Origin of the sequence: Saccharopolyspora elongata, from assembly GCF_004348985.1 — a bacterium.
GTDB lineage: Bacteria > Actinomycetota > Actinomycetes > Mycobacteriales > Pseudonocardiaceae > Saccharopolyspora > Saccharopolyspora elongata.
In genome coordinates this window covers 266,959-285,470 of record NZ_SMKW01000001.1, presented here as the reverse complement: position 1 = coordinate 285,470, position 18,512 = coordinate 266,959, and the positions used below count along the sequence as shown (strand labels likewise).

Annotated in this window: 17 protein-coding genes, 2 tRNA genes and 1 pseudogene; 12 read left to right on the top strand and 8 right to left on the bottom strand. The window is 69.3% G+C overall.

Going from position 1 to position 18,512, the window contains the following annotated elements; all coding sequences use genetic code 11:
- Nucleotides 1-328: 328 nt before the first annotated feature.
- The 7 genes and pseudogenes from gyrB to E1288_RS01390 all read left to right on the top strand — a co-directional run bounded on the left by gyrB (nucleotide 329) and on the right by E1288_RS01390 (nucleotide 8,281).
- Nucleotides 329-2,302 carry a DNA topoisomerase (ATP-hydrolyzing) subunit B gene (gyrB, locus tag E1288_RS01415; RefSeq protein WP_132479423.1) on the top strand — a complete coding sequence of 658 codons (1,974 nt, stop codon included), beginning with the start codon at nucleotides 329-331 and terminating at the stop codon, nucleotides 2,300-2,302.
- 49 nt (nucleotides 2,303-2,351) lie between these two features.
- Nucleotides 2,352-4,847 carry a DNA gyrase subunit A gene (gene gyrA, locus E1288_RS01410; protein WP_132479421.1) on the top strand — a complete coding sequence of 832 codons (2,496 nt, stop codon included), beginning with the start codon at nucleotides 2,352-2,354 and terminating at the stop codon, nucleotides 4,845-4,847.
- A 54-nt stretch (nucleotides 4,848-4,901) separates the two neighbouring features.
- Nucleotides 4,902-5,681 (top strand): DUF3566 domain-containing protein, encoded by a 780-nt coding sequence (locus E1288_RS01405; RefSeq protein WP_132479419.1) that lies wholly within the window; start codon nucleotides 4,902-4,904, stop codon nucleotides 5,679-5,681.
- A 115-nt stretch (nucleotides 5,682-5,796) separates the two neighbouring features.
- Nucleotides 5,797-5,870 (top strand) — tRNA-Ile (locus E1288_RS01400).
- 62 nt (nucleotides 5,871-5,932) lie between these two features.
- Nucleotides 5,933-6,040: pseudogene (locus E1288_RS48535) on the top strand (DLW-39 family protein); the annotation flags it as partial.
- Between the two features lie 96 nt (nucleotides 6,041-6,136).
- Nucleotides 6,137-6,209, top strand: a tRNA-Ala gene (locus E1288_RS01395).
- A gap of 824 nt (nucleotides 6,210-7,033) precedes the next feature.
- On the top strand, nucleotides 7,034-8,281 hold the full coding sequence (locus E1288_RS01390) for an MFS transporter (protein ID WP_132479417.1): 1,248 nt from the start codon (nucleotides 7,034-7,036) through the stop codon (nucleotides 8,279-8,281).
- A 12-nt stretch (nucleotides 8,282-8,293) separates the two neighbouring features.
- Here E1288_RS01390 and E1288_RS01385 read toward each other — a convergent pair whose 3' ends face one another.
- The 4 genes from E1288_RS01385 to E1288_RS01370 form a co-directional block, all read right to left on the bottom strand.
- Entirely contained in the window at nucleotides 8,294-8,839 is a 546-nt protein-coding gene (locus E1288_RS01385) for a Clp protease N-terminal domain-containing protein (RefSeq protein ID WP_132479415.1), read from the bottom strand.
- A gap of 2 nt (nucleotides 8,840-8,841) precedes the next feature.
- Entirely contained in the window at nucleotides 8,842-9,051 is a 210-nt protein-coding gene (locus E1288_RS01380) for a helix-turn-helix domain-containing protein (RefSeq protein ID WP_093260818.1), read from the bottom strand.
- Between the two features lie 48 nt (nucleotides 9,052-9,099).
- The gene (locus E1288_RS01375; protein WP_132479414.1) at nucleotides 9,100-9,594 is read right to left on the bottom strand and encodes an SRPBCC family protein; all 495 of its coding nucleotides are present in this window, start codon (nucleotides 9,592-9,594) and stop codon (nucleotides 9,100-9,102) included.
- Nucleotides 9,595-9,697: 103 nt separating this feature from the next.
- On the bottom strand, nucleotides 9,698-10,273 hold the full coding sequence (locus E1288_RS01370) for a hypothetical protein (RefSeq protein ID WP_132479413.1): 576 nt from the start codon (nucleotides 10,271-10,273) through the stop codon (nucleotides 9,698-9,700).
- Between the two features lie 140 nt (nucleotides 10,274-10,413).
- On the opposite strand from E1288_RS01370, the gene E1288_RS01365 reads away from it, so the two are divergent.
- Entirely contained in the window at nucleotides 10,414-10,962 is a 549-nt protein-coding gene (locus E1288_RS01365) for a peptidylprolyl isomerase (protein WP_207954105.1), read from the top strand.
- Nucleotides 10,963-11,156: 194 nt separating this feature from the next.
- Entirely contained in the window at nucleotides 11,157-12,083 is a 927-nt protein-coding gene (locus E1288_RS01360) for a rhomboid family intramembrane serine protease (RefSeq protein ID WP_132479412.1), read from the top strand.
- Between the two features lie 4 nt (nucleotides 12,084-12,087).
- Here E1288_RS01360 and E1288_RS01355 read toward each other — a convergent pair whose 3' ends face one another.
- Nucleotides 12,088-12,495, bottom strand: a complete 408-nt coding sequence (locus tag E1288_RS01355) for a PH domain-containing protein (protein ID WP_132479411.1) — start codon at nucleotides 12,493-12,495, stop codon at nucleotides 12,088-12,090.
- A 167-nt stretch (nucleotides 12,496-12,662) separates the two neighbouring features.
- Complete coding sequence (crgA, locus tag E1288_RS01350) at nucleotides 12,663-12,929, bottom strand: cell division protein CrgA (protein WP_132479410.1); 267 nt, start codon at nucleotides 12,927-12,929, stop codon at nucleotides 12,663-12,665.
- Between the two features lie 183 nt (nucleotides 12,930-13,112).
- On the opposite strand from crgA, the gene E1288_RS01345 reads away from it, so the two are divergent.
- From E1288_RS01345 to E1288_RS01340, 3 genes are all read left to right on the top strand, one after another.
- Complete coding sequence (locus tag E1288_RS01345) at nucleotides 13,113-13,940, top strand: class E sortase (RefSeq protein ID WP_132479409.1); 828 nt, start codon at nucleotides 13,113-13,115, stop codon at nucleotides 13,938-13,940.
- Nucleotides 13,940-14,095, top strand: coding sequence for a hypothetical protein (locus E1288_RS46675; RefSeq protein ID WP_165967925.1), 156 nt, complete (start codon nucleotides 13,940-13,942; stop codon nucleotides 14,093-14,095). Before E1288_RS01345 ends, E1288_RS46675 begins: the two co-directional genes overlap by 1 nt.
- 151 nt (nucleotides 14,096-14,246) lie before the next feature.
- A complete protein-coding gene (locus E1288_RS01340) occupies nucleotides 14,247-14,888 on the top strand; it encodes an aminodeoxychorismate/anthranilate synthase component II (RefSeq protein WP_132479408.1) in 642 nt (213 codons plus the stop codon).
- A 318-nt stretch (nucleotides 14,889-15,206) separates the two neighbouring features.
- Here E1288_RS01340 and pknB read toward each other — a convergent pair whose 3' ends face one another.
- Nucleotides 15,207-17,162 carry a Stk1 family PASTA domain-containing Ser/Thr kinase gene (pknB, locus tag E1288_RS01330; protein WP_132479407.1) on the bottom strand — a complete coding sequence of 652 codons (1,956 nt, stop codon included), beginning with the start codon at nucleotides 17,160-17,162 and terminating at the stop codon, nucleotides 15,207-15,209.
- A 37-nt stretch (nucleotides 17,163-17,199) separates the two neighbouring features.
- Nucleotides 17,200-18,510 (bottom strand): serine/threonine-protein kinase, encoded by a 1,311-nt coding sequence (locus E1288_RS01325; RefSeq protein WP_132479406.1) that lies wholly within the window; start codon nucleotides 18,508-18,510, stop codon nucleotides 17,200-17,202.
- Nucleotides 18,511-18,512: the final 2 nt, after the last annotated feature.

Genomic DNA, 18,512 nt, shown 5'->3' with positions numbered 1-18,512 from the left:
GGGCGACCGGCCGATCGCGGCAGAGATCCCTCGGCGGTCGCTCGCGGCTCTCGGATGGTGGATTGATTCGAGTTCTCCGCTCTGTGAGGAAGTCAGGGGTGTCCTTGCCCTACTTCTGTCACGGGGGACCAGTAGAATCGGAAAAGGGTGTGGCCGATGCCTTCGATCGCCGTGGTCGTCGAGGCGCGCAGGCGCCGGCACGCATCAGGGTGCGGCCCCGACGGACGAGTCGCCCCGAAGTGGTCCGCGGTGCGGTGCGGGGCGTGAACGAACCGGCACCGACCGATCACCCTGCCAGCACAGTCGGCTCAAGGAGAAATCGAGGCCCGTGGCACCGAAGAAGAGCGATTACAACGCTTCATCCATCACCGTTCTTGAGGGCCTTGAGGCCGTCCGCAAGCGTCCCGGCATGTACATCGGTTCCACCGGCGAACGCGGTCTGCACCACCTGATCCAGGAGGTCGTGGACAACTCGGTCGACGAGGCGATGGCCGGGTACGCGACCAGGGTCGAAGTCACCCTCCTCGCCGACGGCGGCGTGCGCGTCGTCGACGACGGCCGTGGCATCCCCGTCGGCATCCACCCGGTGGAGAAGAAGCCGACCCTCGAGGTCGTGCTCACCGTGCTGCACGCGGGCGGCAAGTTCGGCGGCGACTCCTACGCGGTCTCCGGTGGTCTGCACGGCGTCGGCGTGTCGGTCGTCAACGCGCTGTCCACCGGCCTGGAGGCGGAGATCCACCTCGACGGCCACGTGTGGCGCCAGCGCTACAAGGACTCCAAGCCGGTCTCCGACGTCGAGCGCGGTGAGGCCACCGACCGGACCGGCACCACCATCACCTTCTGGGCCGACCCGACGATCTTCGAGACCACCAGGTACAACGCCGAGACGGTGGCCCGCCGCCTGCAGGAGATGGCCTTCCTGAACAAGGGCCTGACCATCGTCCTCCGCGACGAGCGCGCCGCCGAGGAAGACGAGTCCGGTGAGGACGCGACCGGCACCGCCGCGCGCGCCACCGAGCGCACCTTCCACTACCCGGGCGGCCTGGAGGACTTCGTCCGGCACATCAACGCCACCAAGGAGCCGATCCACAAGAAGGTGGTGTCCTTCAACGCGTCCGGCAGCGGCTCCGAGCTGGAGATCGCGATGCAGTGGAACTCCGGCTACAACCAGTCGGTCTACACCTTCGCGAACACCATCAACACCCACGAGGGCGGCACCCACGAGGAGGGCTTCCGGTCGGCGCTGACCCGCGTGGTCAACAGCTATGCCAAGGAGAAGAAGCTCCTCAAGGAGAAGGACGGCAGCCTCACCGGCGACGACGTCCGCGAGGGTCTCGCCGCGATCGTCTCGGTGAAGGTCCGCGAGCCGCAGTTCGAGGGCCAGACCAAGACAAAGCTGGGCAACACCGAGGTCAAGTCCTTCGTGCAGACCACCGCCTTCGAGTGGCTCACCGACTGGTTCGAGCGCAACCCCGCCGAGGCCAAGGTGATCGTCAACAAGGCGGTGTCCTCGGCGCAGGCGCGGATGGCCGCGCGCAAGGCCAAGGAGCTGGTGCGCCGCAAGAGCGCGATGGACATCGGCGGCCTGCCGGGCAAGCTGAAGGACTGCCAGTCCAACAACCCGGAGGAGTGCGAGCTCTACATCGTGGAGGGCGACTCCGCGGGCGGCTCCGCGAAGGAGGGCCGCGAGTCGCGGTTCCAGGCGATCCTGCCGCTGCGCGGCAAGATCATCAACGTGGAGAAGTCGCGGATCGACAAGGTCCTCAAGAACAACGAGGTCCAGGCGATCATCACCGCGCTGGGCACCGGCATCCACGACGAGTTCGACCTGTCCAAGCTGCGGTACCACAAGATCGTGCTGATGGCCGACGCCGACGTCGACGGCCAGCACATCCGCACCCTGCTGCTGACGCTGCTCTTCCGCTTCATGCGCCCGCTGATCGAGAACGGCCACGTGTTCCTCGCGCAGCCGCCGCTGTACAAGATCAAGTGGCCGCGCTCGGAGCCGGAGTACGCCTACAGCGACAAGGAGCGCAACGCGCTGCTGGAGCAGGGCGCCGCCGCGGGCCGCAAGCTGCCCAAGGACGACGGCATCCAGCGCTACAAGGGTCTCGGCGAGATGAACGCCGACGAGCTGTGGGAAACCACCATGAACCCGGAGACCCGGCTGCTGCTGCAGGTCTCGCTGGACGACGCGGCGACCGCGGACGAGCTGTTCAGCGTGCTGATGGGTGAGGACGTCGAGGCCCGGCGCTCGTTCATCACCCGCAACGCCAAGGACGTCCGCTTCCTCGACGTGTGACGCCACGCGCCGCTAAGCCCCCGAACTTCCCGGAAAGCGAAGGACGAGCATGACGGAAATCCTGCCGCCGGAACACGGCCGGATCGAGCCGGTCGACATCCAGCAGGAGATGCAGCGCTCATACATCGACTACGCGATGAGCGTCATCGTGGCCCGTGCGCTGCCAGACGTGCGCGACGGCCTCAAGCCGGTGCACCGGCGCGTGCTGTACGCGATGTACGACTCGGGCTTCCGCCCGGACCGCGGTTACGTGAAGTGCTCCCGCGTCGTCGGCGACGTGATGGGCAACTACCACCCGCACGGCGACTCGGCGATCTACGACACCCTGGTCCGCCTGGCCCAGCCGTGGTCGATGCGCCACCCCCTGATCGACGGCCAGGGCAACTTCGGTTCGCCCGGCAACGACCCGGCCGCGGCGATGCGGTACACCGAGTCGCGGCTGGCCCCGTTGGCGATGCACATGCTCGCCGACATCGAAGAGGACACCGTCGACTTCGCCGACAACTACGACGGCCGCACCCAAGAGCCCACCGTGCTGCCGTCGCGATTCCCGAACCTCCTGGTCAACGGCGGTGGCGGGATCGCGGTCGGCATGGCCACCAACATCCCGCCGCACAACCTGCGCGAGGTCGCCGACGGCGTCGTCTGGGCGCTGGAGAACCCGGAAGCCGAAGACGAGCAGCTGCTCGAAGCGCTGATCGAGCGGATCAAGGGCCCGGACTTCCCGACCCGCGCGCTCATCCTCGGCACCAACGCGATCGCCGACGCGTACCGCACCGGTCGCGGCTCCATCAAGATGCGGGCCGTCGTCGACGTCGAAGAGGACAACAAGGGGCGCACCACGCTGGTCGTCACCGAGCTGCCCTACCAGGTCAACCCGGACAACCTCATCGAGAACATCGCCTCGATGCACCGGGAGGGCAAGCTCACCGGCATCTCCGACATCGCCGACGAGTCCAACAGCCGGCGCGGCATGCGGATCGTGGTCACGCTCAAGCGGGACGCGATCCCGAAGGTCGTGCTGAACAACCTCTACAAGCACACCCAGCTGCAGACCACCTTCGGCGCCAACATGCTGTCCCTGGTCGACGGCGTGCCCCGCACCCTGCGGCTGGACCAGATCATCCGGTACTACGTCAAGCACCAGGTCGAGGTCATCGTCCGGCGCACCAAGTTCCGGCTGAAGAAGGCCGAGGAGCGCGCCCACATCCTGCGCGGTCTGGTCAAGGCGCTGGACATGCTGGACGAGGTCATCGCCCTGATCCGACGGTCGCCCACGGTGGACGACGCGCGCACCGGGCTGATCGAGCTGCTCGACGTCGACGAGATCCAGGCCAACGCGATCCTGGAGATGCAGCTGCGCCGCCTGGCCGCCCTGGAGCGGCAGAAGATCGTCGACCAGTTGGCCGAGATCGAGCGGGAGATCGAGGACCTCAAGGACATCCTCGCCAAGCCGGAGCGGCAGCGGCAGATCATCCGCGACGAGCTGATGGAGATCGTCGACAAGTACGGCGAGGACCGCCGCACGAAGATCATCCCGTTCGAGGGCGAGGTCTCCATGGAGGACCTCATCGCCGACGAGGACGTGGTCGTCACGATCACCCGCACCGGCTACGCCAAGCGGACCCGCACCGACCTGTACCGGGCGCAGAAGCGCGGCGGCAAGGGCGTGCAGGGCGCGCAGCTGAAGCAGGACGACATCGTGTCGCACTTCTTCGTGTGCTCCACGCACGACTGGATCCTGTTCTTCACCAACAAGGGCCGGGTCTACCGGGCGAAGGCCTACGAGCTGCCGGAGGCCAACCGCACCGCGCGCGGCCAGCACGTGGCGAACCTGCTGGCGTTCCAGCCGGACGAACAGATCGCCCAGGTCATGCAGATCAAGGACTACACCGCGGCGCCGTACCTGGTGCTGGCCACCCGGAACGGGCTGGTGAAGAAGTCCCGCCTGACCGACTTCGACTCCAACCGATCGGGTGGTCTGATCGGCGTCAACCTCAAGGACGACGACGAGCTGGTCGGCGCGGTGCTGTGCTCCGCCGAGGACGACCTGCTGCTGGTGTCCGCCGAGGGCCAGTCGATCCGGTTCCACGCCACCGACGAGGCGCTGCGGCCGATGGGCCGGGCCACCTCGGGCGTGCTGGGCATGCGGTTCAACGACGGCGACGAGCTGCTGGCGATGGGCGTGGTCCGGGAGGACCGGTACGTGCTGGTGGCGACCGACGGCGGCTACGCGAAGCGCACCCCGATCGATGACTACCCCGTGCAGGGCCGCGGCGGAAAGGGAGTGCTGACTCTCCAGTACGACAACAGGCGTGGCAGGCTGGTGGGGGCTCTCATCGTCGAGATCGACGACGAGCTCTATGCGATCACCTCGACCGGTGGGGTCATCCGGACCACCGCCAAGGAGGTGCGCAAGGCCGGCAGGCAGACGAAGGGGGTTCGTCTGATGAACCTGGATGAGGGGTCCGCGCTGGTGGCGATCGCGCGCAACGCCGACGAGGCCGCCGACCCGGACGCTGCGGGGCCGGAGCAGCAGCAGTAAAACCGTGGGAGACCACGTCGCACACCGCCGCCGACGATCATCGAAGGATCGCTCGTGACACCTTCCGAGAAGCCGGAGCAGGCTGATCCGCAGCAGGATGCGGACGGGGCTTCGGTCAGCACCCAGACAGCCGACGACAGCACCGGGGGCGAGGGCACCGAGTCCGGCTCGGCCGCCAAACCGGACGCCGAAGGCAACGGGGAGGCCCTGCACGGCACCGAGGCACCGCCACCGTGGCAACGTGCCTCGGCGACCGCGCCAGGCGAGGCCGGCACCCCGGTGGCGGCCGCCGCCCCGGGTTCGGACGTCGCTGACACGCAGAACATCCCGAAGCAGGTGCAGGACCAGGAAACGGTGCGCACCAAGGTGCCGCAGGCCGCGCGGACGACCGTGTCGTTCACCGGCGGCGCCACCGGTGCCGCCGGGGCCACCCGCACCTCGCCGACGGCCTCGGCGCGGCGGCCGAGCAGAGGCCCGCGGCGGGCCAGCCTGCAGGTGAAGCGGCTGGACCCGTGGTCGGTGCTGAAGCTTGCCCTGGTGCTCAGCGTCGCGCTGTTCTTCGTGTGGATGATCGCGGTCGCGGTGCTGTACGGCGTGCTCGACGGCATGGGCGTGTGGGACCAGCTCAACGGCACCTTCACCGAGCTGACCCAGCCCGACGACGCGGCCAGCGAGCCGCTGATCAGCGCCGGCCGGGTGTTCGGCGTCGCGTCCATCATCGGCGCGATCAACATCGTGCTGGTGACCGCGCTGGCGACGGTGGCCGCGTTCATCTACAACGTGGCGGCCGACTTCGCCGGCGGCGTCGAGGTCACCCTCTCCGAGCGGGAATGAGCCGCTGACGTGGCGATTCCGGTCCCTGACCGGGATCGCCACGTCCGGCGAGATCTCAACGGGGACCCCCGTTTCGGGTGCCGGAAGGCGTCCTGTAGTGTTTGAAGCACACCAAGGGCCTATAGCTCAGGCGGTTAGAGCGCTTCGCTGATAACGAAGAGGTCGAAGGTTCAAGTCCTTCTAGGCCCACTGGAATTTTTCCCAGCTCCGAGAACTGCTCGGGCTGACGCCGTGCTAGGAGGCGACCGGAAGTGAAGAAGCTGCTCGCACTCGCCGCAGTTGCTGGAGTCGTGCTGTTCGTCATCCGGCGCAACCGGGCCGCCAAGGCTGAGGCCGACCTGTGGCGCGAAGCCACCGCCGAGGCCTGATCCTTTCTCCGGGCGCTTGAGTCGGCCGCTGAGCCGGCAGCCATCGCGCGTCACCGGTCAGCAGACCTGAGTGGGGCTGCGATAGCCGGGGACGTAGCTCAATTGGCAGAGCACCGCCTTTGCAAGGCGGGGGTTAGGGGTTCGATTCCCCTCGTCTCCACGCGTTAGTTCGGTGGAGTGTGCCCACGGAAAACGTGGGCCTTTACTACCGCGTCATTATTTTGCGGGGGCCGAGCCCCCGCAGACCCCCACGGTGTGGGGGTCTTTTTTTGTCTGCTCCTCGCCTGAGGAGCGTTCCCGGCCTGCTCATGGACCAGCCTTTTCGTGGGTTTCTCCAGCCTTCGGCTGTCGGAGTGCTGGGCTGCTTCCCGTTGTGCCGTTCGAGGCGTTCGGCCTTTTGTTCGGCCTTGGCTTGTGGGGTAGCGCCTGTTCGTCCTGTTGCGGGCTTTTGGTCAGCCTTCGGCTGTGTTTGGGTATTGGCAGCCTTCGGCTGTCGGTGCTTTTCCTGGTTGTTGGTCAGCCTTCGGCTGTGACGCTTGTGCGGCCTTCGGCTGTGACGCTTGTGCGGCCTTCGGCTGTGATGGCTCGTGCCGCCTTCGGCTGGGACGAGCCGTGCTGGTTCCGTGCTGGTCGGCTTGGCTGCTGGTATCCCGTCGGACATCGGTGGCTTCGCCTTCCCCGGGGCTGCTCTCCACCTCCACCTCGGCGTGCGCCTTCGCCTTCGGCTGGTTCTTCCGCTCGGTTTGGTTGTCCTCTTTGGACATTTGGTTTCGTTGGTCTCGGTTTCGTTGCGGGTTCGGTCCTGGTTTCGTGGTGGTTTGGTATTCGGGGTCGTTACCTGGGGATTCGTCGTTCTTACGGGTTCCGATGCCGGGTGACGGTTTTGCTTCGATTCCGTTCAGTGGAAGGTCCTGTGGTTGATCGGGCCTCTGCGCCGGGGAGCATTCGCGCATTCCGGTTCTGCGACGGTGCAGTGGAGGTGGCATGTCGAGCCAGGTTGATGCCGGGCGGGCCCGTTGGGTTCTGCCCCTGTGCTGGACCGCCGTGTTGCTGGACGGGTTCGACCTGGTCGTGCTCGGCAGCGTGTTGCCCGTGCTGCTGGACGCCAAGCAGTGGGGGCTCACTGCCGCCAGCGCTTCCGTCGTTTCCACCGTCGGCCTGGTGGGCATGACCATCGGCGCTCTGGCCATCGGCACCATCACCGACGTCGTCGGCCGGCGGAAGGCGCTGATCTTCGCCGTCGCCAGCTTCTCCGTGTTCACCGCGCTGTGCGCGCTCGCGCCTTCGGTCTTCGTCTTCGGGTTGCTGCGGTTCCTCGCCGGGCTCGGGCTCGGCGGCTGCCTGCCGACCGCGATCGCGCTGGTCACCGAGTACGCCCGCGCGGGCAAGGGCGGCAGCGCCACCACCACGATCATGACCGGCTACCACGTCGGCGCCGTGCTCACGGCGCTGCTCGGCATCGCCGTGCTGCCGAGCCTCGGGTGGCGCGCGATGTTCGTGATCGGGGCCGCGCCCGCGCTCGTGCTCGTTCCGCTGATGCTGCGCTACCTGCCGGAATCGGCTTCCTTCCTGCGCGCGGCCGCACCGGAGCGCAAGCTCAGCGGCGGCGCCGGCGCGGTGGCTTCGCTGTTCCGCGGCGGTTTCACCCGCGCCACGCTCGCGTTCTGGGTCACCTCGTTCATGGGGTTGCTGCTGGTCTACGGGCTCAACACCTGGCTGCCGCAGATCATGAAATCCGCCGGGTATCCGCTGGGCGCCGCGCTGGGGCTGCTGCTGACCCTGAACATCGGGGCCGTGATCGGGCTGGTCGTCGCCGGGGCGGTGGCCGACCGGGTGGGGCCGCGGCTTTCGACGATCGGCTGGTTCGCGGCCTCGGCCGTGTTCCTCGCCGCGCTGAGCGTCAAGCTGCCCGGCATCGGCGTGTACGTGGCGGTGCTCATCGCGGGCTGCTTCGTGTTCAGCTCGCAGGTGCTCGTCTACGCCTACATCGGGCACGTGTACCCGGCGGAGAGCCGGGCGACCGGGCTCGGCTGGTCGGCGGGGATCGGGCGCATCGGGGCGATCTGCGGCCCGCTGCTCGGCGGCGCGATGCTCACCGCCGGCATCGCGTACCCGTGGGGCTTCTACGCCTTCGCGGTGGTCGGCGTGCTGGGTGCGATCGGCGCTGCCGCAGTCGGCCGCCCCGCAACCGCGGAGGAGTTCGAGGCCGAGCCGACCCAGCAGGCGGCGTAGCGGTTTCCCGGTTCAGGCCGCGCTGCGCAGGGATGCGCGAACGCTTCGGTAGGTCATGCCGTGGCGTTCGAGCAGCTCCGCGGCGACTCCCTTGCCGAGCAGCAGCGCGAGCAAGAGGTGTTCGTCGCCGATGCGGCGGTCGCCGAGCTCGATGGCCTCGCGCAGCGTGGCTTCGAGCAGGCGCTTGCCCGCGGTGCTGAACGGGATGTGCGACTTGAAGAAGCGCCGCCGTCGGCTTGGCCGGCGGGAGAGGGCGTCCGCGCCGAGGGAGCGCTCGATGCTGGCGACGACGTCGTGCACGTCGATGCCCAGCTCGCGGAGCGCTTCCGCATCGGATGTGCTCAGCCCCCCGAGCCGGCGCGCCTGCTGGTAGGCCGTCGTGACGGCATCGCGCTGCACTTCGTGCGCGGCCAGCAGGCGCCCCGCCGCGGTGTTCGGGTCGTCGACGAGTGCGAGCAGCAGGTGCTCGTCGGTGACTTCCGGGGCGCCCTGCTGCTCGGCCTCGTGCACCGCGCGGACCACCGCCTGCCGGGTGGTCGGGGCGAACTTCTCGAACATGATCAGGACCTCCCGTGTTTCTTGTGCACGGCTTGCCGGGAAACGCCGAGCTCCGCGGCGATCTCCTGCCACGACCAGCCCTGGTTGCGGGCGTTGCGGACCTGGACGGATTCAAGTTGTTCGAGCAGCTTCCGCAGCGCCGCAACGGCTCGCAGGCCGATCCGCGGATCGCGGCTGCTCGCCGCGGAGGCGAGTTCCGTCGCTTCTGCCATGCTGTCAACTTATGTTGACAATCAGGGAAGTGTCAACCCCAGTTGACGTCAGCGCTGGACTGCGTCCCGGATCGCGTCGACGGTCTGCTGCATGGCCTGCTGCAGCCGCGATCGGCGGAACTCGTAGAAGGTGGCGGCCCGGTCGGCGGGCAGGCTCTCCTTGATCGACGCCAGCCGGCTGGGCGGCTGCTTCATCTGGAAGCGCTGGGTCAGGGTGCAGCCATCGCCGTCGGGTTCGATCTCGAAGGACCACACCGAGTTGTCCGGCGTCGGCTGGTAGCTCCGTACCGCCCAGGCGAACCGGCGGCCGGGCTCGGCCGCGGTCACCTCGCACTCGGTCGTCCAGACGTCGTCGCGGTGCCGGTTGTGGCCCTTGAAGGTGGCGCCGGCGGTGCCCGGTTCGCCGGACGCCCACTCGCCGCCGGTGCACTCCGGGCTCCACTCGCCCATCCGCGTGATGTCGCTGGCGACTCGGTAGACCTCGTCCGGCGTGGCGGACACGTGCGTGGAGGCGTGCAGGTCGTAACTGGTCGGTTCGCTCATGTCAGCATCGTGGCCACCGGACCAGCCGGTCGGAAGGTGACGTGCAACACGACGAAGAGCGGGAGGCCGGGCCGAACCGGCCCGGCCTCCCGTGCGTGCGAGGTCAGCGGGATCGTTCCGGCGTGATGTGCGACTGGCCGTCGGTCTGCGCGGGCACGTCGGGGCGCTCCGCGCGGTGGCGGGCCGGGGTGTCCCGCTTGGGGAAGCCGTCGTTGGCCTCCGCGATCGGCAGCTCCTCCGGGCGGCGGGAGAACGCCACTGCCACCGCGGCGCCGAGCCCGGCCAGCACCAGCAGCACCCACGGCCACTTGCGCCGCCGCTTCGGCTTGCCCGGGTCGATGATCGCGGCCAGCTCCTTGCGGGCCGCGGTGGTGTTCTTGGCGAGCTGCTTGCGGGACTTCTCGGTCTTCTTGTCCCACTGCTTGCGCGCCTTGCGGCTTCGCTTGGCGAGCTCCTTGCGCGACATCCCAGTGGTCGCCTGGGTGATGCGCTCCTGCAACTCGTCGGCGGAGTAGCCGTGGTTGGCAAGTTCCTGCTCGGCGCGGGCGGCGGCCTGCTTGGACAGCGCCACCCCGACCTCGCCGGCGCGTTTCGCGCCGTGGCGGGCGGACTTCAAGCCCGTCCCGACCGCCTTGCCCACGCTTTCGCCAGCTCGGGCCATCGCCTTCACCTCGTCCATCGTGTGCCTCCTCGGCCCGGCGTTCGCCGGTCGACTTATCCGGCCCACGCCCGCGGCGTGGGCACCGCCCGGCAGGCGGCGATCAGCCCCATATTGCACCCAGACACGGCGTTCGGCCTCTTCGATGGCAGGATGGTCTGGTGGCTGAAGACAACGGATCGCTCGTTGGGACGAAGGTGACCGCGACCCTGCACACCTCGCAGGGCGACATCCGGATCAACCTGTTCCCCGACAAGGCGCCCAAGACAGTGGCCAATTTCGTGGGCCTGGCCGAAGGAACCAAGGAGTACAAGGAACCCAACGCCAAGGGTGAGCGCTCCGGGCCGTTCTACGACGGGGTGATCTTCCACCGCGTCATCTCCGGCTTCATGATCCAGACCGGGGACCCGACCGGCACCGGCCGTGGCGGCCCGGGCTACCAGTTCGCCGACGAGTTCCACCCCGAGCTGCAGTTCACCAAGCCCTACCTGCTGGCGATGGCGAACGCCGGGCCGAACACCAACGGCTCGCAGTTCTTCATCACCGTCGGCGCCACGGACTGGCTGAACTACAAGCACTCCATCTTCGGCGAGGTCGCCGACCAGGAGTCGCGCAACGTCGTCGACGCGATCGGCAACACCGCGACCGGCCGGCTGGACCGCCCGGTCAACGACATCGTCATCGAGAAGGTCTCGATCGACCGCGGCTGAAAACCGGCCTACTAGGCTTGCTTTTGGAAGCGGCGTAGCCGCTTGCGGCGTGGGGCTCGGCTCGCGCCGTCGCGGGTCCTCGGGCGTCGTTCACCCAGTCGGGGCTGTCCCCGGCGAGACGATGCCCGAGGTTCCGCTGCCCGCGCCGCCGCCAGGGCCATTCGAAGCGGTCTCGACCGGAGAGCAGGTCTGACGTGACTGTTCCGCCCGGATCTCTGCCCGGATCGGACGGGGCTCCGCCGCAGCTACCGACCTGCGTCCGGCACCCCGACCGCCCCACCGGGCTGCGCTGCACCCGGTGCGAGCGGCCGTCGTGCCCGGAATGCCTGCGCGATGCCGCGGTCGGCCAGCAATGCGTCGACTGCGTGGCGCAGGGGCAGCGCGGCATGCGGCAGCCGGTGACGGTGGCCGGCGCCCGGCTGCCCGCGAAGCCGATCCTGGTGCCGGTGCTGATCGCGGTCAACGTGGCGGTCTTCGCGCTCACCGCGGCGCAGGCCGGCAGCATCCCCGGCAACTCCGCCTCCGCGCTGTTCACCGACTTCGCGCTGTGGCCGATCCTGGTCGCGGGCGGGCAGTGGTGGCGCCTGATCAGCGCCGGGTTCCTGCACATCGGGCTGCTCCACCTGGCGATGAACATGATCGCGCTGTGGGTGATCGGCCGGGACCTGGAGCTCCTGCTGGGGCGGGTGCGGTTCGGCGCCGTCTACCTGCTGTCGCTGCTCGGCGGCAGCACCGCGGTGTTCCTGCTCGGCGATGAGCTGCAGCCGGTCGCCGGCGCGTCCGGCGCCGTGTACGGCCTGATGGGCGGCATCGCGATCGCCGCGCTGCGGCTGAAGGTCAGCCTGCGGCCGGTGCTGGTGGTGATCGCGCTCAACATCGTGGCCAGCGTGGTGATCCCGGGCATTTCCCTGCTGGGCCACATCGGCGGGCTCGTCATCGGCGTGATCGCGACCGCCGCGCTGGTCTACGCCCCTCGCCAGCGGCAGGTGCTGGTCCAGGCGGGTGCGCTGGCGGCGCTGCTGGTGGTGCTGATCGCGATGCTGGTGACGCGCGACCTGCAGTTCGGCAACGTGGTGTGCTTCGGCTCCGGCGAGGAAACCCGCTGCGGCCTGGGTAGCTGACGGGTCAGCGGCGCAGGCCGCGGATCTCGTCCGCGACATCCTGCGGGTCGGTGCCCAGGTCGAGCCTGGTCAGCACGATCAGCTGCGGGTCCGCGTCGAGCTCCAGGGTCCGTACCGTGCGGCCGAGGCGGCGGTCCTGCCGGACCCGGATCGTCACCGTGGGCCAGGCCCAGTGCCGTCGGCCCAGCAACGTTCGCACGGTGATGCCCTCGGCGTCCGCGCGCAGTCGCGGTCGGCAGATGCTGCCGTGCGCGGAGACGGCGGCCAGAGCCAGCACCAGCACGCCGACGAACAGCCGGTCGACCGCCTCCTCGGCGAGGAGCCACCACAGCGCCGCGGCCGCGGCGAGCGCCCAGCCGCAGGTGACCAGTCCGATCGGCGTCGACCACTGCCGGGATCCGCTCGCATCCACCGTTATCCACCCGCTACCGATGAGTTATCCACAGGAGTTGTCCCCACTGGGGATGAGTTACACCTGTGTTGTTCGCTGACCGAACGTCAAGAAGTCGATGAGATGAGTGAGGTCCGAAGGGATTGACCCCTTCGGACCTCGACCACATTCAGCTAACGTGCTACGGGTCAGCGCCAGCGCATCGTCATCAGCAGGCCGATGATCATGAACGCGAAACCGACGGCGAAGTTCCACCCGCCCAGGTCGACCATGAACGGGATCTTGTCGCCGGCGATGTAGTTGACCACCAGCCAGAGCAGGCCGATCACCATCATCCCCAACATCACGATGACGTAGATCGGGTGCGACGGGCCGACCGCCTTCGCCTTCACCGGCGTGCGGCGATCGGTCACCGGGGTGGGGGAGTCCTTCTTGCGGACCTTGGACTTCGGCATGGTGTCCTCGCCAGGTGGTGCGGCATCGTGCGCCGCGTGCTCGGGCGGTCACCGCACCCCGGGCTGCGTCGCCCGAGGGCGCGCGCAACTTCTCGCGATGCGGCTCGTTTTCCAGTTACCACGTTAACGTAATCACAGCGTTGATCTAACCCGTGGTCCAAGCCGTGACCGGAGAGGAACACCGTGGCCTCCTCGGAGCTGATGGTGGCACCACCGCCCGAGAGCCGGCCCGCACGGCTGCGCACGGCGCTGCACGTCCTGGGCGAACTGCTGATCACCGCGGGGCTGGTGTTGCTGCTGTTCGTCTTCTACGCCGTGTACGTCACGGACTGGTTCACCGCGCAGAAGCAGGCCGAGGCCACCGATCAGCTGCAGGAGCAGTGGCAGCACCCGCCGCCGCTGGCGGAGCCGCCCGCGCCGGTCGCCGGCGCCTGGTTCGCGCAGCTGCACATCCCGGCCTTCGGCCCGGACTTCCGCTTCGCCGTGCTGGAGGGCACCGACGCGAAGACGCTGGCCGCCGGGCCCGGGCACTACGTCGGCACGGCGTGGCCCGGCGAGCAGGGCAACTTCGCGGTCGCCGGGCACCGGATCGGCAAGGGCGCGCCGTTCAACGACCTCGACCAGCTGCGCTCCTGCGACGCGCTGGTCGTCGAGACCGCGACGCACTGGTACGTCTACCGCGTGCTCCCGATGACCGACGAGGTCGCGGGCTGGCACGGGCGCGGGGCGGACCCGAGGTGCGCGGGCGTGGCGCCCATCGGCGGGCCGTACGAGCAGGTGGTCGGCCGGAGCATCGTCCTCCCCGAGCAGGGCGAGGTGATCTTCCCGGTGCCCGGGAAGCCGCCGGAGCTGCTGCCGCGCGACCAGCAGACCCGGCTGATCACCCTCACCACCTGCCACCCGGAGTTCTCCGCCGAGCAGCGGCTGATCGTGCACGGCGTGCTGGTCAAGCATTACCCAAAGGACCCGGCGAATCCCGGGCTGCGGCCGGCCGAGCTGGAGGAACGCTGATGTACGCGTGGATCTGGCGGCGCCTGCCAGGCGGCACCGCCGTGAAGGCAGCGCAGGCCGTGCTGCTGGTCGCGGCCGTCGTCGCGCTGCTGCTGTTCGTGGTGTTCCCGCAGGTCGAGCCGATGCTGCCGTTCAACGACGTCACCACCAGGTGAAAAGCAAGCCGGGCTGCCTTTGGAGCTGCCCAGTTCTTCATCTTTGAAGCGCCGGAGGCGCTTAGCCCACCTACGTAACTTGCACCGCCACCCGCACCGCCCCGCAAGGTGAGTCTGGAAACGGTTTTTACCCGCCGCGTACTCTGGCGGGGTGCGCGTACTCGTCGTCGACAACTACGACAGCTTCGTCTACAACCTCGTGCAGTACCTCGCTCAGTTGGGCGCGGACTGCGTCGTGCGCCGCAACGATGTCGTCACCGACGACGACGTTGCCGCCGCCGACGGCGTCCTGCTCAGCCCGGGTCCTGGGACGCCGGATCGTGCCGGGCGCACGATGGAGCTGATCGAGCGCTGCGCCGCCGAGCGCAAGCCGGTGTTCGGCGTGTGCCTCGGGCACCAGGCCGTCGGCGCCGTGTGGGGCGGGGTCGTCGAGAGGGCGCCGGAGCTGCTGCACGGCAAGGTCAGCGAGATCCACCACTCCGGTACCGGCGTGTTCGCCGGGCTGCCGGAGCCGTTCATCGCGACCCGGTACCACTCGCTGATCGTCCGCGCGGACACGATCCCGGACGACTTCGAGATCACCGCGAAGACCGCGACCGGCATCGTGATGGGCATGCGGCACCGGGAGCTGCCGGTGGAGAGCGTCCAGTTCCACCCCGAGTCGGTGCTCACCGACGGCGGCCACCGGATGCTGGCGAACTGGATGACCTCGGCCGGTCACCCGGTGGACGGGCACCTGGTCGACGAGCTCGAGAACGGCATGCGTCAGGTCGCCGCCGCCGCGCGGCGCTGACCGCCGTCACCCTTAGCGGGCGCGCTTGCGGTAGCCGTCCAGGGCGTCCTGTCGGAGCAGCGTGCCGAAATCCAGGCGCAGACCCGGCTGGGCTTCGTCGAGTCCCGGCTCGGCCGCGGTCCAGGCGTTGGCGGCCAGCCGGCTGAGGAGATGACCACGACGGACCTGGTTCTCCGAGACCCGGAACGTCTCCGCCGGCCCAGCGGCGTCGCCCTGCGGGGACGGGCCAGCAGGGCGTCGGAATCTTCCGTCGGAAGAAGCGAAAGGGCACCTGCGCCCCGGTCAAGCCGGTGGCAGGTGCCCTTCGCGTCGAAGCGGTCAGCCGAACGGCGGGAAGAGCCCGCCGTCGGCCGGCGTGCTGGTGGTCGGATCCGTGGTGTAGTCGCCCACGTACAGCGTCACCGGCTGGTCCTTGCCCACCTTCTGCCCGGCGGACGGCGACGAGCCGACCACCTTGCCGTCCATGTTCTTGTCCGTGGTCGACTGGTCGGACTCGACGATGCTGCCGTTCCAGCCGCGCTCCCGCAGGGCCTGCTCGGCTTGGCTGGGCGTCATGCCGACCAGCGACGGGATGCTGATCTGCCCGCCGTTGGACACCACCAGGACGATCTCGCTGTTCGGCTTCGCCTTGCTGCCGCCCGACGGGGACTGCTCCAGCACGGTGCCCGCGGGCTGGTCGGAGTCGCGGTCCTGCTTGCTGACCTTGAACCCGGCGCCGACCAGGTAGGCCTTCGCCGTGTCGAAGGGCATGCCGACCACGTTCCGGACGTCGACCATCCTGGGCGCCTCGCCGATCACGACGGAGATCGTGGTGCCCTGGGTGACGGTCTCGCCCCGCTTGCTCCAGTCCATGACCCTGCCGACCTGCTTGGAGTCGTCGGTCTCGCGGTACTCCGGGGTCAGCCCCAGCTTCAGCCCGGCCTCTTCCAGCTTCTTCTGGGCGTCGTCGATGTTCAGGCCGGTCAGGTCCGGCACCTGCACACTCCCCGGCCCGGTGCCGGCGCAGAGCCTGATCGACTGGGTCTCCTTGACGATCGGCGTCGCCGCCGGTGGGTCCTGGCGGACGACCTTGTTGACATCGTCGACGCTGGACGGTGACAGGCACCAGTTGATCCGCCACTGCTTGGAATCGGCCTCGGCCTGCGCCGCCGCCCGGGTCATGCCGTAGAAGTTCGGCGCCGCCTCCGGCTTCGGCTCCGAGGTGAACGCCCACGTCGCCAGCCAGGCGGCGAGCGCGAACACGAGCACGCAGGCCGCCGTGACCAGCGCGATCATCCGGTGCTTGCGGCGCTTGCGGTCGCCTTCGGCGTCGACCTCCTCCGGCTCCCGCTCCACCGACCGGTGGCGGCCCGGCGTCAGCAGCTCGGTCGCCGAGGTCTGCGTGAGCATCGCCGTCCGCTCGTCCTCGGACATGATCATCGGCGCCTTCGGGCGCTGCCCGGAGAGCACCCGCACCAGGTCGGCCCGCATCTCCGCGGCCGACTGGTAGCGGTTCGCCGGGTTCTTGCTCAACGCCTTGAGCACCACGGCGTCCAGCGAGGCCGGCGTCGTCGGGTTGACGTCGGAGGGCTTGCGCGGCTCCTCCCGGACGTGCTGGTAGGCCACCGCGACCGGCGAGTCACCGGTGAACGGCGGCTCCCCGGTGAGCAGCTCGAACAGCACGCAGCCGGAGGCGTAGACGTCGCTTCGCGCGTCCACCGCCTCGCCGCGGGCCTGCTCCGGCGACAGGTACTGCGCGGTTCCTATCACCGCGGCGGTCTGCGTCACCGCGGCCTGTCCGTCGGCCAGCGCGCGGGCGATGCCGAAGTCCATCACCTTCACGGCGCCGCCGCGGGTGATCATGATGTTGGCGGGCTTGACGTCCCGGTGCACGATGCCGTGGCGGTGGCTGAAGTCCAGCGCGGCCGACGCGTCCGCCATGACCTCCATGGCCCGGCGCGGCGACAGCGGGCCCTCGGTCTTGACGATGTCGCGCAGCGTCCGGCCGTCGACGTACTCCATCACGATGTACGGCAGCGGCCCGCTCTCGGACTCGGTCTCGCCGGTGTCGTAGACGGCCACGATCGCCGGGTGGTTCAGCGCCGCCGCGTTCTGCGCCTCGCGGCGGAACCGCAGCTGGAACGTGGGGTCGCGGGCGAGGTCGGCGCGGAGGATCTTCACCGCCACGTCGCGGCTCAGCCTGGTGTCGCGGCCGCGGTGCACCTCGGACATACCGCCGTAGCCGAGAGTCTCACCGAGCTCGTAGCGGTTGGACAGAAGTCGAGGTGAACTCATCGAAGCGTCGTTCCGATCCTTGTCAACGATCGTCCCATCATGCCGAGTCGCCCAATCCCATCGGTACCGGCCGGGCGACCAGCGGTGTTCCCCCGAGTTCCGTGTCCGGCCACCCCGCCGGTGCCGCCCCGATCCCGGGCGCGAGCCGTAGCGAAGTCTGGCCCAAAGCAGCTGCCGAATCCAGGTTGTGCGTTGTCACAGTGCCGGATTCGACCAATCCCTCGTTGAAGTTGACCACCCAGTACGTGGCCACCCCGACGGCGAGCAGCAAGGCTATCGCGAGCACCGCCACCAGCAGCCAGACGACGATCTTGTTCGTGCGCGGTGCCGCCGCCTGCGGAGGCGGCAGTTGCGGGGCCGGCGCCTGCGGCGGGATCAGCCCCGGCGGGTACGTGTTGCCCATCGGCGGCAGCTGCGCGGGCATCTGGTGGACGCCCGTGTTCGGCACGGCGACGTTGAGCTGCTGCTGCCGCTGCTGCGGCACCACCAGCGAGGACGGCGTGGGCAGCGGCCGGCCCGCGCGCACCGCGGCGACGGCGTTGGCGAACTCGCCGCCGTCGGCGTAGCGCCGCCGCGGGTCCTTCGCCAGCGTCGCCTCGATCAGCGCCCGCACGCCCGGCGGCACGTCCGGCGGCAGCGGCGGCGCGATCTCGCGGATGTGCATCATCGCGACCGTCACCGCGTTGTCGGACAGGAAGGGGCGGTGACCCATCAGGCACTCGTAGCCGACCACGGCCAGCGAGTACACGTCGCTGGACGGCGTCGCGTCGTCGCCGAGCGCCTGCTCCGGCGCGATGTAGTGCGCGGTCCCCATCACCATTCCCGAGCGGGTCACCGGTGCCGCGTCGGCCGCCTTCGCGATGCCGAAGTCGGTCAGCTTCACCTTGCCCTCGGGCGTGATGAGGATGTTGCCCGGCTTGACGTCCCGGTGCACCAGGCCGCGTTCGTGCGCGGCCTGCAGCGCCCGCCCCGCCTGCTCGAGCATGTCCAGCGTGTGGTCGGTGTTGATCCGGCGTTCGCGGGCCAGGATCGCGGCCAGCGGCTCGCCCTCGACCAGCTCCATCACCAGGTACGCGGTGTCCTCCGGCCCGTCCGGGATCGCGGCGGTCTCACCGTAGTCGTGCACCGCGGCGATCCCCGGGTGGTTCAGCGACGCGGTGGTGCGGGCCTCGGTGCGGAAGCGGTGCAGGAACTCGGCGTCGCCGCACAGCTCCGCCTTGAGCACCTTGATGGCGACGGTCCGGTCCAGCCGGACGTCCACCGCCTGCCATACCTCGCCCATCCCGCCGACGGCGATCCGCTGGCCGAGGCGGTACCGGTCGGCGAGTAACTGGCCGGTGGTCAGCACGG

Coding starts and splice junctions, on each gene's coding strand:
- E1288_RS01370 (WP_132479413.1), bottom strand. CDS start 10,273: ATGGACGAGGTGAAGGCGATGGCCCGAGCTGGCGAAAGCGTGGGCAAG.
- E1288_RS46675 (WP_165967925.1), top strand. CDS start 13,940: ATGTACGCGTGGATCTGGCGGCGCCTGCCAGGCGGCACCGCCGTGAAG.
- gyrA (WP_132479421.1), top strand. CDS start 2,352: ATGACGGAAATCCTGCCGCCGGAACACGGCCGGATCGAGCCGGTCGAC.
- E1288_RS01380 (WP_093260818.1), bottom strand. CDS start 9,051: ATGGCAGAAGCGACGGAACTCGCCTCCGCGGCGAGCAGCCGCGATCCG.
- pknB (WP_132479407.1), bottom strand. CDS start 17,162: ATGAGTTCACCTCGACTTCTGTCCAACCGCTACGAGCTCGGTGAGACT.
- E1288_RS01390 (WP_132479417.1), top strand. CDS start 7,034: ATGTCGAGCCAGGTTGATGCCGGGCGGGCCCGTTGGGTTCTGCCCCTG.
- E1288_RS01375 (WP_132479414.1), bottom strand. CDS start 9,594: ATGAGCGAACCGACCAGTTACGACCTGCACGCCTCCACGCACGTGTCC.
- E1288_RS01385 (WP_132479415.1), bottom strand. CDS start 8,839: ATGTTCGAGAAGTTCGCCCCGACCACCCGGCAGGCGGTGGTCCGCGCG.
- crgA (WP_132479410.1), bottom strand. CDS start 12,929: ATGCCGAAGTCCAAGGTCCGCAAGAAGGACTCCCCCACCCCGGTGACC.